The sequence below is a fragment of the Agromyces larvae genome (assembly GCF_022811705.1).
In the GTDB taxonomy this organism is placed as follows: Bacteria; Actinomycetota; Actinomycetes; order Actinomycetales; family Microbacteriaceae; genus Agromyces; species Agromyces larvae.
In genome coordinates, this window is sequence record NZ_CP094528.1 from 804,655 (window position 1) to 818,458 (window position 13,804).

Annotated in this window: 10 protein-coding genes; 8 read left to right on the top strand and 2 right to left on the bottom strand. The window is 73.5% G+C overall.

Going from position 1 to position 13,804, the window contains the following annotated elements; genetic code table 11:
- Nucleotides 1–2: 2 nt before the first annotated feature.
- The 5 genes from pabB (at nucleotide 3) to holA (ending at nucleotide 8,397) form a co-directional block, all read left to right on the top strand.
- A complete protein-coding gene (gene pabB, locus MTO99_RS03695; protein WP_243557050.1) occupies nucleotides 3–1,391 on the top strand; it encodes an aminodeoxychorismate synthase component I in 1,389 nt (462 codons plus the stop codon).
- Between the two features lie 77 nt (nucleotides 1,392–1,468).
- Nucleotides 1,469–4,045, top strand: coding sequence for a leucine--tRNA ligase (gene leuS / locus MTO99_RS03700; RefSeq protein WP_243557052.1), 2,577 nt, complete (start codon nucleotides 1,469–1,471; stop codon nucleotides 4,043–4,045).
- Between the two features lie 133 nt (nucleotides 4,046–4,178).
- A complete protein-coding gene (locus tag MTO99_RS03705; RefSeq protein WP_243557054.1) occupies nucleotides 4,179–4,889 on the top strand; it encodes a ComEA family DNA-binding protein in 711 nt (236 codons plus the stop codon).
- An 8-nt stretch (nucleotides 4,890–4,897) separates the two neighbouring features.
- Nucleotides 4,898–7,531 carry a ComEC/Rec2 family competence protein gene (locus MTO99_RS03710; RefSeq protein ID WP_243557056.1) on the top strand — a complete coding sequence of 878 codons (2,634 nt, stop codon included), beginning with the start codon at nucleotides 4,898–4,900 and terminating at the stop codon, nucleotides 7,529–7,531.
- Entirely contained in the window at nucleotides 7,444–8,397 is a 954-nt protein-coding gene (gene holA / locus MTO99_RS03715; RefSeq protein WP_243557058.1) for a DNA polymerase III subunit delta, read from the top strand. The genes MTO99_RS03710 and holA overlap by 88 nt, the downstream gene beginning before the upstream one ends.
- Before the next feature lie 243 nt (nucleotides 8,398–8,640).
- On the opposite strand, the gene rpsT is transcribed toward holA, so the two are convergent.
- The gene (gene rpsT / locus MTO99_RS03720; RefSeq protein ID WP_149159182.1) at nucleotides 8,641–8,901 is read right to left on the bottom strand and encodes a 30S ribosomal protein S20; all 261 of its coding nucleotides are present in this window, start codon (nucleotides 8,899–8,901) and stop codon (nucleotides 8,641–8,643) included.
- A 122-nt stretch (nucleotides 8,902–9,023) separates the two neighbouring features.
- Nucleotides 9,024–9,872: an alpha/beta fold hydrolase gene (locus tag MTO99_RS03725; RefSeq protein WP_243557059.1), complete on the bottom strand. Its 849-nt coding sequence runs from the start codon at nucleotides 9,870–9,872 to the stop codon at nucleotides 9,024–9,026.
- Between the two features lie 72 nt (nucleotides 9,873–9,944).
- On the opposite strand from MTO99_RS03725, the gene lepA reads away from it, so the two are divergent.
- From lepA to hemW, 3 genes are read left to right on the top strand one after another with little or no spacing between them, the layout of a single operon-like run.
- Nucleotides 9,945–11,819 carry a translation elongation factor 4 gene (gene lepA, locus MTO99_RS03730; RefSeq protein ID WP_243557061.1) on the top strand — a complete coding sequence of 625 codons (1,875 nt, stop codon included), beginning with the start codon at nucleotides 9,945–9,947 and terminating at the stop codon, nucleotides 11,817–11,819.
- 10 nt (nucleotides 11,820–11,829) lie between these two features.
- Nucleotides 11,830–12,474, top strand: a complete 645-nt coding sequence (locus tag MTO99_RS03735; RefSeq protein WP_243557063.1) for a DUF1990 domain-containing protein — start codon at nucleotides 11,830–11,832, stop codon at nucleotides 12,472–12,474.
- Complete coding sequence (gene hemW / locus MTO99_RS03740) at nucleotides 12,474–13,700, top strand: radical SAM family heme chaperone HemW (protein WP_243557065.1); 1,227 nt, start codon at nucleotides 12,474–12,476, stop codon at nucleotides 13,698–13,700. Before MTO99_RS03735 ends, hemW begins: the two co-directional genes overlap by 1 nt.
- Nucleotides 13,701–13,804 lie beyond the last annotated feature (104 nt).

Genomic DNA, 13,804 nt, shown 5'->3' on the forward strand with positions numbered 1-13,804 from the left:
GGATGCCGCACCAGGTCCGCGTCCGCCGACTCGGCGGCTGGGTCGATCCCGAGCAGGCGTTCCTTCGCGTCGGCCGGGCCGCGCCGCGCGCGATCTGGCTCGACGGCGGCTGCGACGCCGTCACGGGCCGCAGCGTCATCGCGATCGGCCGTGCGGACTCGCCGTTCGTCACCGCGGACGCGGGCGACGGGGACGCGCTGCTCGCCGCGCTGCGCGCGGGCCTCGACGGCGCCGCCGCCGCGCGGGCCGACGGGCGGGTGACCGCGCTCGGCTGGCTCGGCTGGTTCGGGTACGAATGGGGTGCGGCGCGACTCGGGGTGCCGGTCGCGACCACCTCGACGCCGGATGCCGCGTTCCTGTTCGCCGACCGTGCGATCGTGTTCGACCACGCCCGACGCGAGGTCGAGCTCGAGTGGATCGACGGGGCGGGCGCCGCGGACTGGGTCGGCGAGACATCCGGGCTGCTGAGCGGTGCGACGCGCACGGCCGGGGCATCCGGGGCATCCGAACCATCCGCGCCGTCCGGGCCATCCGGTGCGACCGACGCCCCCGCGCCGCGCTGGCGGCACGCGCCCGACGCGTACGCCGCGCGCATCCAGGCGTGCCGCGCCGCGATCGTGCGCGGCGACGCCTACCAGCTCTGCCTCACCAACCGCATCGAGGTCGACGCGCACCCCGACCCGCTCGAGGCGTACCTGCGGCTGCGCCGGCTGAGCCCGGCCCACCACGGCGGATTCGTGCGATTCGACGACGTCGCGCTGCTCTCGGCGTCGCCCGAGCAGTTCCTGCTGGTCGACCGCTCGGGGCTCGTCACGACCCGGCCGATGAAGGGCACCCGCCCGCGCGGCGCCGACGAGGCATCCGATCGGGCGCTGCGCGCCGAACTGCTCGCGAGCGACAAGGAACGCGCCGAGAACCTGATGATCGTCGACCTGATGCGCAACGACCTCGGCCGCATCGCCGAACTCGGCACCGTGTCGGTGCCCGAGCTGCACGTCGTCGAGGAGTACCCGCAGGTGCACCAGCTCGTGTCGACCGTGACGGCGAGGCTCCGGGCGGGGGCCACCGCGCTCGACGCGGTCGCCGCCGCGTTCCCGGCGGGCTCGATGACGGGCGCGCCGAAGCTCAGCGCGATGACCATCCTGCACGAGCTCGAGCAGGGCCCGCGGGGCATCTACTCGGGCGCGTTCGGGACGCTCGCGGTCGACGGCTCGGCGGATCTCGCGATGGTGATCCGCTCGATCGTGCTCGCGCCCGACGGTGCGAGCATCGGCACCGGCGGCGGGATCACCGCGCTGTCCGACGCCGACGAGGAGGTCGAGGAGACGCGGGTCAAGGCGCGCGCGCTGCTGGAGGCGCTGCTCGGGCGACGATCAGCGACGATCGAATAGGCTGGTCGGGTTGTGCGCGCGCGCTCCACGCGCGCGCGGATTCCGCGAATTCGAGCTTCGAACCGATTGTGAGTCACGTGGCCACCGAGCACGACCCCGCCCAGACCGCCGACGCCGGCACCTACGACTTCGCCGCTCTCGAGGCGAAGTGGCTTCCGGTGTGGGAGGCGCAGGAGCTGTTCCGCTCGGGGCGGCCGGGCGACACCCGCCCGCGCAAGTACGTGCTCGACATGTTCCCGTACCCTTCCGGCGACCTGCACATGGGCCACGCCGAGGCGTTCGGCTTCGGCGACGTCTCGGCGCGCTACTGGCGGCACCAGGGCTTCGACGTGCTGCACCCCATCGGCTGGGACTCGTTCGGCCTGCCCGCCGAGAACGCCGCGATCAAGCGCGGCGCCGACCCCCGCGAGTGGACGTACACGAACATCGCGCAGCAGAAGGCCTCGTTCCGCCGGTACGCGCCCTCGTTCGACTGGTCGCGCGAACTGCACACCTCCGACCCCGAGTACTACCGGTGGAACCAGTGGCTGTTCCTGAAGCTGTACGAGCAGGGCATCGCGTACCGCAAGGACGGCAAGGTCAACTGGTGCCCGGTCGACCAGACCGTGCTCGCCAACGAGCAGGTGATCGACGGGCACTGCGAGCGCTGCGGCGCGGTGGTCGTGAAGAAGGACCTGACGCAGTGGTACTTCCGGGTGACCGACTACGCCGACCGGCTCGTCGACGACCTGAACCAGCTCGAGGGCGCCTGGCCGCAGAAGGTGCTGTCGATGCAGCGCAACTGGATCGGCCGCTCCTCGGGCGCCGACGTCGACTTCGAGATCGAGGGGCGCGATGAGCGGGTGACCGTGTTCACGACCCGCCCCGACACGCTCTACGGCGCGACCTTCATGGTGGTCGCGGTCGACTCGCCGCTCGCGGCCGAACTCGCCGGCGGAGCATCCGACGAGGTGCAGCGCCGGTTCGCCGACTACCTGGCCGAGGTGGGCGCCGAGACCGACATCGAGCGGCTCGCGACCGACAAGCCGAAGACCGGCGTGTTCCTCGAGCGCTACGCGATCAACCCGCTGAACGGCGAGCGGCTGCCGATCTGGGCGAGCGATTACGTGCTCGCCGACTACGGTCACGGCGCGATCATGGCGGTGCCCGCACATGACCAGCGCGACCTCGACTTCGCCCGTGCGTTCGGCCTGCCGGTGCGCGTCGTGGTCGACGTGAACCAGCCGGTCACCGGCGTCATCCCGGTCATCCCGACCGACGACGAGGGCAACCCGGTGCTGCCCGACGACCTGCCGCCGCTCGATCCGGCGTCGACGGGCACCGCGCTCACCGGCGACGGCCGGCTGATCAACTCGGGCCCGCTCGACGGGCTGTCGAAGTCGCGTGCGATCCACCGCGCCATCGAGATCCTCGGCGAGCGCGGCACCGGCCGGGCGGCGAAGAACTACCGCCTGCGCGACTGGCTGATCTCGCGGCAGCGGTTCTGGGGCACGCCGATCCCGATCATCCACTGCCCCGACTGCGGCGAGGTGCCGGTGCCCGAGGCCGACCTGCCGGTGCGGCTGCCCGAGGCGAAGGGCCTCGACCTGGCGCCGAAGGGCTCGAGCCCGCTCGGCGCAGCCGAAGACTGGGTGAACGTCGCCTGCCCGACGTGCGGCGGCCCGGCCAAGCGCGACTCCGACACCATGGACACCTTCGTCGACAGCTCGTGGTACTACCTGCGGTACCTGAACGCGAACGACGACACCCGGGCGTTCGACCCGGCCGAGGCCGAGAAGTGGGCGCCCGTCGACCAGTACGTCGGCGGCGTCGAGCACGCGATCCTGCACCTGCTGTACTCGCGGTTCGTGACGAAGGTGCTGTTCGACCTCGGATACCTCAGCTTCACCGAGCCGTTCACGTCGCTGCTCAACCAGGGCATGGTGCTCATGGACGGCTCGAAGATGTCGAAGTCGAAGGGCAACCTCGTCGAGTTCGCCGCCGAGCTGAACCAGCACGGCACCGATGCGCTTCGGGTCACCCTCGCGTTCGCGGGCCCGCCCGAGGACGACATCGACTGGGCGGACGTCTCGCCGGTCGGGTCGGCGAAGTTCCTGGCGCGGGCGTGGCGCATCGCCGGCGAGGTCACCTCGAGCCCTCAGGTGGAGTGGAAGTCGGGCGATCGCGCGCTGCGCCGCGCCACGCACCGGCTGCTGGCGGATGCCCCGGGGCTGATCGAGTCGTTCAAGTTCAACGTCGTCGTGGCCCGGCTCATGGAACTCGTGAACGCGACCCGCAAGGCGATCGACCAGGGGCCCGGCGCGGGCGACGCGGCCGTGCGCGAGGCCGCGGAAGTCACCGCGATGGTGCTCGACCTGTTCGCGCCGTACACCGCGGCCGACATGTGGCAGCGGCTCGGCTACGACACTCCGGTGGCCCTCGTGCCGTGGCGCAAGGCCGACCCGGCGCTGCTCGTCGAAGACCAGGTGACCGCGATCGTGCAGGTCGACGGCAAGGTGCGCGACCGGCTCGAGGTGTCGCCGAAGATCTCGGCCGACGAGCTCGAGTCGCTGGCTCGCGGGTCGGCGGCGGTCGCCCGCGCGCTGGGCGAGCGCGAGATCGCGAACGTGATCGTGCGCGCGCCGAAGCTGGTCAACATCGCCACGCGTCGGTAGCGCGGGGCGTTCGGGTCGGGTCGATCGGATGCCGCGCCCGAGTGCTCCTCGACAGGCGCCGCCCACCGGCGACCTGCCCGCAGATTCGGCGGCGCGCAGCATCCGCGGGATCGGAGCCGCCTAGCCTGCCCGCATGACGCAGGACGCTGCCGACGATCCGCTGGATCGTGACGACCCCCTCGATCGTCTCGCTCCCGATGCCCGGCGCGCTGCGCCGCGCACACGGATCGCCGTCGGCGCGGCGGTGGTGCTGTTCATCACCGCGGTCGCGGTCGCGGCGATGCTGTCGGCCGCGGCGGCGGGCGGCGGCGATCGCGGCCTCATCGCCGACGGCTCGGGGGGATCGGACGCTTCGGGGGGCCTCGCGTCGGGCGAGGCGGATGCGGCGACCTCGGCCGCAGCGGGTGCCGCGGGTGCGCCGCCGCTGCTCGTGCACGTCCTGGGAGCGGTCGCCTCGCCCGGCCTCGTCGAGCTCGCCCCCGGTGCCCGTGTCGTCGACGCGATCGCCGCGGCGGGCGGGCTCACCGAGACGGCCGACCCCGCCGGGGTGAACCTCGCGCGCCCGGTCGCCGACGGCGAGCAACTGGTCGTGCCCGCGCAGGGCGAGGTCGCGCCGCCCGTCGCGGAGGCCGGCGGCGGGGCCTCCGCCGGCGGGCGGGTCTCGCTGAATTCGGCGACGGTCGCCGACCTCGACACGCTGCCCCGCATCGGGCCGGCACTGGCCCAGCGCATCATCGACTACCGCGATGCGAACGGGCCGTTCACGAGCGTCGACCAGCTGCGCGACGTCACCGGCATCGGCGACGCGACCTTCGCCGGTCTCGTCGACCTGGTGACGCTCTGACCCCGCCCGTGCGCGCACCCGACCTGCGACTCACCGGGCCGGCGCTGGCCGCCTGGGCGGCGGCGTGGGCCGCGCCGGCGCTGGCCGACTCCGCCGGGCGCGCGGCGGTGGACGCGGCGACCGTCGCGGCGTGGGCGATCGCCGCGGCACTCGTCGTCGCGGGTGCGGCCGGTGCGAGGCGGTGCCGCCCCGGCCCGCACCGGCGGCACCCGGCTCGCGGCCAGCGAACGCGTGCCGCGCTGCCGGGCATCGCGGTGGCCGCCGCGGCGGGTGCGATCGCACTCCACGCCGTCGCGCTCGGGCTCGGCGCACGCCTCGACTCGCCGATCGCCGACGCGGCGACCGAGTCCCGCGTCGTCGAGGTCGTGGTCGAACTCGATCGAGCCCCCCGCGCATCGCGCGTCACCGCGGCGTGGGCGATCGACGCCGAGGCGGCGGACGACGGCGCACCCGAGTCGCCGGCGGAGGTCGTGATCGACGGCCGGGTCGTCGAGGTCGACGGCACCGCGATCGATGCGGTGACCGCGAGCGCAACCGTGCCCGCCGACGAGCGGCTCGCGTTCGGCGCTCGGGCGGCGTTCCAGGCGCGGGTCGAGGCGCTGCCGAACACCGAGGGCACGGCGTTCCGGCTGCGGCCAGTCGGCGACGCGATCTCGGTGGCGCCGCCTCCGCCGTGGCTCGACTGGGCGGCGCACCTGCGGGCGGGATTCCGGGCCGCCGCGGCCGACCTTCCCGGAGACGGCGGCGCGCTCGTGCCCGGGCTCGCGATCGGCGACACCGCCGCCGTCAGCGGCGACCTCGATGCCGCGATGAAGGCGTCGTCGCTGAGCCACCTCACCGCCGTATCGGGCGCCAACTGCGCGATCGTGACCGCTGCGGCGTTCGCTCTCGCTGCGGCGGCGGGCCTGCCGACCGCGTGGCGCATCGGGGTCGCGCTCGCGGGGCTGAGCGCGTTCGTCGCCCTCGTCACCCCCGAGTCGAGCGTGGTCCGGGCCACGGCGATGGCGGTGGTCGTGCTCGCCGCCCGCGCGACGGGCCGGCCGGGCGGCGGCACCGCGGCGCTGTCGGGTGCGGTGGTCGTGCTGCTCGTCGCCGATCCGTGGCTGGCGCGCGACTACGGATTCGCCCTCTCGGCGAGCGCGACGGCGGGCTTGCTGCTGCTGGCGCAGCCGCTCGGCCGGGTGCTCGGACGCGTCATGCCCCGCCGGCTGGCCGTCGTGCTCGCCGTGCCGATCGCCGCCCAGCTCGCATGCCAGCCGATCCTCATCCTGCTCGACCCCGCGATCGCGGTGCACGGGGTCGTCGCCAACCTGCTCGCTGCTCCGGCCGCGCCGGTCGGCACGGTGATCGGCCTCATCGGATGCCTCGTCCTGCCGGTGCTGCCCGGGGTGGGAGCCGCCCTGCTGCAGGTCGCGTGGATGCCGGCGAGCTGGATCGCCGCGGTGGCCCGCGGCACCGCGGCACTGCCGTTCGCGCGACTTCCCTGGCTGCCCGACGCGCCCGGCGCGCTGCTGCTCGCGGCGATCACCGCGCTGGCGCTCGGGCTGCTGCTCGCGCGTCGCCGACGGCGGCTGCCGACGATGCTCGCGGCGGGCGGGCTCGCGGTGCTCGTCGCGATCCCGGTCGGCGTGGCCGGTGTCGCGCCGGTGCTGCGGTCGTGGACGGTGCCCCATGACTGGCAGCTCGCGGCGTGCGACGTCGGGCAGGGCGATGCGATGCTCATCCGTTCGGCCGGGGCGGTGGCGCTCATCGACACCGGCCCCGAGCCGGCGGCGCTCACCGCGTGCCTGGATCGGCTCGGCATCGATCGCGTCGACCTGCTCGTGCTCACGCACTGGGACGCCGATCACGTCGGCGGCGTCGCGGCCGTGGCGGGCCGGACGGGCGTCGTGCTGCACGGCCCGCTGGACGGCGCCCGCTCGAGCCGGACGCTCGACCCGCTCGTCGAGGGCGGTGCGGCGGCTGCGGAGGCGGTCGCCGGCCGGTCGGGCCGACTCGGCGACGACCGGTGGACGGTGCGGTGGCCCCTGCCGGGGGAGCCGCCCGGCAATGATGCGAGCGTCGTGGTGCAGTTCGATGCGCCGGGGTTCCGGGCACTGCTCCTCGGCGATCTCGGCGAGGAGGCGCAGCGCCGCATGCGGCGGGCGGTCGACCTGCCGAGGATCGACATCGTGAAGGTCGCCCACCACGGGTCGGCCGACCAGGACGCCGGACTCTATTCGGCGATCGGCGCACGGGTCGGCCTCATCGGCGTCGGGGCCGACAACGGGTACGGGCATCCGACGCGCAAGACCCTCGACCTGCTCGATGCCGCCGGCATCGCAGTGGTGCGCACCGACCGCGACGGCACGTCGGTGCTGACGATCGACTCGGGCGGCGGCATCCGGCTCTGGACCGCGCGTGGCGGCCCGACGTCGGAGGCCGACCGTACACTGGGAGCGGCACAACGCGAGGTACGGGAGGCACGGTGGCGGCTCGCCCCAGCGCGACGAGATCGAAGGCGGCGATCCCGCAGCTCACCTGGAATGCGGTGCGCCCGGCGCCCGTGGTGCTCGTGTCCGGCCCCGAAGACGTGCTGGCCGATCGCGCGATCTCGATGCTGCGCGAGTTCCTCCGCGCCGAAGACCCGGCGCTCGAAGTGAGCGACCTCGACGCGGCGAGTTATCCGCGCGGCGAACTGCTGACCCTCGCGAGTCCGTCGCTCTTCGGCGAGGCCCGGCTCATCCGGGTCTCGGGCGTCGAGCACGCGAGCGACGACTTCCTGCTCGACGCGCTCGCCTACCTCGAGCAGACCCCGACCGAGACCACGCTGGTGCTGCGCCACCGCAGCGGTGTGCGCGGCAAGAAACTGCTCGACGCGATTCGCGCCGGCGCGGGCGACGGCATCGAGATCGTGTGCGCCGAGCTCAAGAAGGACGCCGAGAAGCAGGACTTCGTGCACGACGAGTTCCGTGCGGCCGGTCGGCGCATCACCCCCGGCGCACTGCGCGACCTGGTCGGCGCCTTCGCCGACGACCTCGCCGAACTCGCCGCGGCGTGCCGGCAACTCATCTCCGACGCTCCGGGCGACATCGATGAGCGCACCGTCGCGCGATACTACGGCGGCCGCGTCGAGACGAACGCGTTCGCCGTCGCCGACGCCGCGATCGCCGGGCGGCACGGCGCAGCCCTCGTCGCGTTGCGCCACGCCCTCGAGAGCGGAGCCGACCCCGTACCGATCGTCGGCGCGTTCGCGGCGAAGGTCCGGCAGATGGCGAAGGTCGCCGGCGCGCCGCGCGGCGGATCCGGTCAACTCGCCTCGAGTCTCGGCATGGCGCCGTGGCAGGTCGATCGGGCCCGCCGCGATCTCTCCGGCTGGGACGACGAGGGCCTCGGCCGCGCCATCGAGGCCCTGGCCGCCGCCGACGCCGCGGTGAAGGGCGCCGAACGCGATCCGGTGTTCGCGCTCGAGCGGCTCATCGGGGTCATCGCGAGCCGGGGGCGCGTGCGGTCGGCCGCTCCGCGCTGACGCCGCGGCGCGCCGGCGCGCCGACGCACCGACGCACCGACGCACCGGCGCACGGGCGCACGCACCGGCGCACGCACCGGCGCACGGTCCGGCGTACGCTCGCTCACGCGCGCTCACCCGCGCTCACCCGCGCTCACCCGACGGGCGCGCGGCTCAGCCCCGCACCCGGTTCGCCGGCCCCGCCGACGACGAAGGCCCCGCACCGAATCAACGGTGCGGGGCCCTCGTGCGAGGATGCTGCGCTCAGAGCGCGGCGACCTGCTTCGCGATCGCCGACTTGCGGTTCGCGGCCTGGTTCTGGTGGATGACGCCCTTCGACACGGCCTTGTCGAGCTTGCGGGTCGCGACCTTCAGGGCGGCGTTCGCCTTCTCCTTGTCGCCGGCGGCGATGGCCTCGCGGGTCGCGCGGACGACGGTCTTGAGCTCGCTCTTGACGGCCTTGTTGCGCTCCTGCGCCTTGAGGTTGGTCTTGATGCGCTTGATCTGCGACTTGATGTTTGCCACGTGGATTCTTTCGTTCTCGTGCGGGTACCGGATGTGCCGCGAGCGGTAGAGGGGCCGTCACGGCGTCTCGTGCGGGGTGGGACCCACACGCAAGCCAACAGGCAACGATACCAGTTCGGCGGTCACGACTCCACTCGGCTGGGCGGCCGAGGCGCGCGGATGCGCCGTTCGCGGGCGGCCCGACGCTCCAGTTCGGCCACGGCGTCGAGCACCGCGGCGGTGAAATGCTCGGGCTGGACGAGACTGACGAGGTGCGTGGCGCCGGGAACCACGACGAGCCGCGCGTCGCGCGCAGCGCGGAGCATCCGTCGCTCCTCGAAGCGGAAGTGATCCCAGCGTCCGTTGACGAACCACACCGGCACGTCGATGCCGCCGAGTGCGGCCTCGAGGTCGACGGTGCCGACCGCGGCGAGCGCATCGGCCATGACGTCGAGGGCGACGCCGCCCGCGATGATGTCGTCGGCCGCGTCGGGCGGCAGGAACAGTGCTGCCATGGCGTCGTTCAACGACCGGCCCCGGTCGGGAAGCCGGCGGATCGCCGCCGCGAGCGCCCGGTAGCCGGCCAGGCCGGCTCCGCGCGGGCGGGTGCCGGCCGACGCGGCGACGAGCCCGTCGATCCGGCCGGGATGCTCCGCCGCGTACCCGATCGCGAGGTAGGCGCCGAGGCTCAGCCCGACGAGCAGGCGCGGCACCGCGGCATCCGGCCGGTCGGTGGCATCCGTCTCGCGCTGCGCCTGGGTTCCCGCGAGGGCCGCGTCGATCGCCGCGTACGCGGCGTCGAGCGAGAACGACTCGTCGAGGCGCGTCCCGTGACCGGGGAGGTCGATGGCGTCGACCTCGATGCCGTGCGCACGCAGCGGGGCGAGCTGGTTGCGCCACATCGTCGCCGACGTGCGGATCCCGTGCACGAGCACGACGCGCGCCCGTGGCATCCGCTCCGCCGCCCCTCGGTCGCGACCCGCCTCGCCCATGCCTCAAGCCTACGAGCCGGCTCCACCGGGCAGGGGCGGCCCGGGGGAGCGAAGCATGGGAGAATCGACAGGATGTCTCCGAGAGCCGCCAACCCGCCGGTGCCCGCCGCCACCGACCCCGCGCTGATCCGCAACTTCTGCATCATCGCGCACATCGACCACGGCAAGTCGACCCTCGCCGACCGCATGCTGCAGATCACGGGCATCGTGAGCGATCGCGACATGCGCGCGCAGTACCTCGACCGCATGGATATCGAGCGCGAGCGCGGCATCACGATCAAGAGCCAGGCGGTGCGCATGCCGTGGGCCCTTCGACACGCTCAGGGGCCTGATCTCCAGTACGCGCTGAACATGATCGACACCCCCGGCCACGTCGACTTCAGCTACGAGGTGTCGCGGTCGCTCGCCGCGTGCGAGGGCGCGATCCTGCTGGTCGACGCGGCGCAGGGCATCGAGGCGCAGACGCTCGCGAACCTGTACCTGGCGCTCGAGAACGACCTCGAGATCATCCCGGTGCTGAACAAGATCGACCTGCCGGCCGCCGAGCCCGAGAAGTACGCGAGGGAGCTGGCCGACCTGATCGGCGGCTCGCCCGACGACGTGCTGAAGGTCTCGGGCAAGACCGGCATGGGCGTCGAGGACCTGCTCGATCGCGTCGTCGAGCGCATCCCGGCCCCGGTGGGCGATGCGGATGCTCCGGCGCGCGCCATGATCTTCGACTCGGTGTACGACAGCTACCGCGGCGTGGTGACCTACGTGCGCATGGTCGACGGCCAGCTGAACCCGCGCGAGCGCATCCAGATGATGTCGACGCGGGCGACCCACGAGATCCTCGAGATCGGTGTGAGCGCGCCCGAGCCGACGCCCACCAAGGGGCTCGGCGTCGGCGAGGTCGGGTACCTCATCACCGGCGTGAAGGACGTGCGGCAGTCGAAGGTCGGCGACACGGTCACGACGGCCTCGAAGCCGGCGACCGAGGCGCTCGCGGGCTACACCGAGCCGCTGCCGATGGTGTTCTCGGGCCTGTACCCGATCGACGGCAGCGACTACCCCGAACTGCGCGAGGCGCTCGACAAGCTGAAGCTCTCGGACGCCGCGCTCGTCTACGAGCCCGAGACCTCGGTGGCGCTCGGCTTCGGGTTCCGCGCCGGGTTCCTGGGCCTGCTGCACCTCGAGATCATCACCGAGCGGCTGCGCCGCGAGTTCGGGCTCGACATCATCGCGACCGCGCCGAGCGTGGTCTACGAGGTCACCACCGAGGACAAGAAGACGGTGACGGTCACCAACCCGAGCGAGTTCCCGACCGGCGCGAAGATCGCCGAGGTGCGCGAACCCATGGTGCGTGCGGCCATCCTCGCCCCGAAAGACTACGTCGGCACCATCATGGAGCTCTGCCAGTCGCGACGCGGCACGCTGCTCGGCATGGAGTACCTCGGCGAAGACCGGGTGGAGATCCGCTACAACATGCCGCTCGGCGAGATCGTCTTCGACTTCTTCGACAACCTGAAGTCGAAGACCGCCGGCTACGCGTCGCTCGACTACGAGCCCAGCGGCGACCAGGCCGCCGACCTCGTCAAGGTCGACATCCTGCTGCAGGGCGAGCAGGTCGACGCGTTCAGCGCGATCGTGCACCGCGACAAGGCGTACGCCTACGGCGTGCTGATGACCGGGCGGCTTCGCGAGCTCATCCCGCGGCAGCAGTTCGAAGTGCCGATCCAGGCCGCGATCGGCGCGCGCATCATCGCGCGCGAGTCGATCCGCGCGATGCGCAAGGACGTGCTCGCCAAGTGCTACGGCGGCGACATCACCCGCAAGCGCAAGCTCCTCGAGAAGCAGAAGGAGGGCAAGAAGCGCATGAAGATGGTGGGCCGCGTCGAGGTTCCGCAGGAAGCGTTCATCGCTGCGCTCTCAGGAGACACCGAGGGCAAGGCCGCGGGCAAGAAGTAGGCTGTCGCGGATGTCTCGTCGCAGCACCTTCACCGACCAGTCCGTCACGTACGGGGCGATCGGGGCCACGCTCGACCCCGATTTCCTGCGCTACCCGCCGAAGGGCTTCCGCCCCGCCGAGGACGCGGTGCGCATCGGCTCCGGCGCCGAGCGCTTCGAGCGCGCCGCCGAGGACCTCATGACGTGGGGCGTGCAGCGCGGCGCCGGTCTCGAGGTCGTCGACGTGTCGGCGGGCACGGGAATCCAGTACACCGGCGTCGTCTACGACCCCGAGGGCGCTCCCGTGAGCGGTGAGGCGCCGCGCACCGAGCAGCGGTACGCCGCCGACGGCACGCCGTGGATCACCGCGGGCGTCGCGGCCACGCTCGTGCGGCGCGGGCGGTTCCGTGCCGCTCGCACCCCGGTGCTCGTGGTGTACGTCATCGACGAGCCCGACCGGGTCGGGTTCGCGTACGGCACCACCGGGCGCAGCGCCGAGAGCGGCGAGGAGTCGTTCATCCTCGAGCGGCGGGAGGACGACGGCGTCTGGCTGACGATCCGTTCGATCCTGCAGGGGTCGGGCGGCGCCGGGGCGGTCGCCGCGCCCGTCGTGCGCCGTCGTCGGCGCGAGCTGACGCGGCGCGAACTGCGCGCGCTGCATCCCGCGTTCGTCTGATGGGCGCCGCACTGCCGCTCGGCGACCCGGCTCCGGCCGACGGGCTGCTGCCCGCCTCGTCGGTGCGCGGGGCCGACGGGCGCGCGTTCGGCGTGTATCTGCACGTGCCGTTCTGCCGGGTGCGGTGCGGCTACTGCGACTTCAACACGTACACCGCGACCGAGCTGCGCGGCGCGCGACAGGAGGACTACGCCGGCCACGCCGTGGACGAGGTGCGGTTCGCGCGGCGGACGCTCGAGGCATCCGGGCTGCCCGGCCGCGAGGCATCCACCGTGTTCTTCGGCGGCGGCACGCCGACCCTGCTGCCGGCCGCCGACCTGGTGCGCATGCTCGCCGCGGTGCGCGACGAGTTCGGGCTCGCGCCGGGCGCCGAGGTGACCACCGAGGCGAACCCCGACTCGCTCGGGCCGGCCGACCTCGAGGCGCTGGCCGCCGGCGGGTTCACCCGGGTGTCGTTCGGCATGCAGTCGGCGGTGCCGCACGTGCTCGCAGCCCTCGACCGCACGCACGACCCGGCGCGGGTGCCGCTCGTGGTGCGCTGGGCGCGCGACGCGGGTCTCGACGTGAGCCTCGACCTCATCTACGGCACCCCGGGGGAGTCGCTCGACGACTGGCGCCGCAGCGTCGACGCTGTCGTCGCCGAGCGACCCGACCACGTGAGCGCGTACGCCCTCATCGTCGAGGAGGGCACGAAGCTCGCCCGGCAGATCCGCCGCGGCGAGCTCGCCGAGCCGTCCGACGACCTCGAGGCCGACATGTACGAGCTCGCCGACGACGCGTTCGCGGCCGCGGGCTACGAGTGGTACGAAGTCTCGAACTGGGCGACGTCGCCCGACCATCGTTCGCGCCACAACCTCGGCTACTGGCGCGGTGACGACTGGTGGGGCGTCGGCCCGGGCGCGCACAGCCACGTCGGCGGAGTGCGCTGGTGGAATGCGAAGCATCCGGCCGCCTACGCCGAGCGCATCGCCGCCGGCGTCTCGCCCGCGGTCGGCCGCGAGACCCTCGACGCGCCCACCCGCGAGACCGAGCGCGTGCTGCTCGCGACCCGCATCCGCGAGGGCATCGCGGTGTCGTCGTTGGGCGCAGGCGGGCGGCACGCCGTGGCGGGCCTCATCGCCGACGGGCTCGTCGACGCGCGCACCGCGCTCGGCGGGCGGCTGGTGCTGACCCGCCGCGGGCGGCTGCTGGCCGACGCGGTGGTGCGGCGGCTTCTGGCGGACTGATCGCCCGCCCGCTGTCTGCCGCCCGCCCCGCTCGCTGTCCGCTGCCCGCCCCGCCGCCGCGGGTTCCCGCCCGCTGCGCCACATGCGCGGCCTGTGCGCCACTT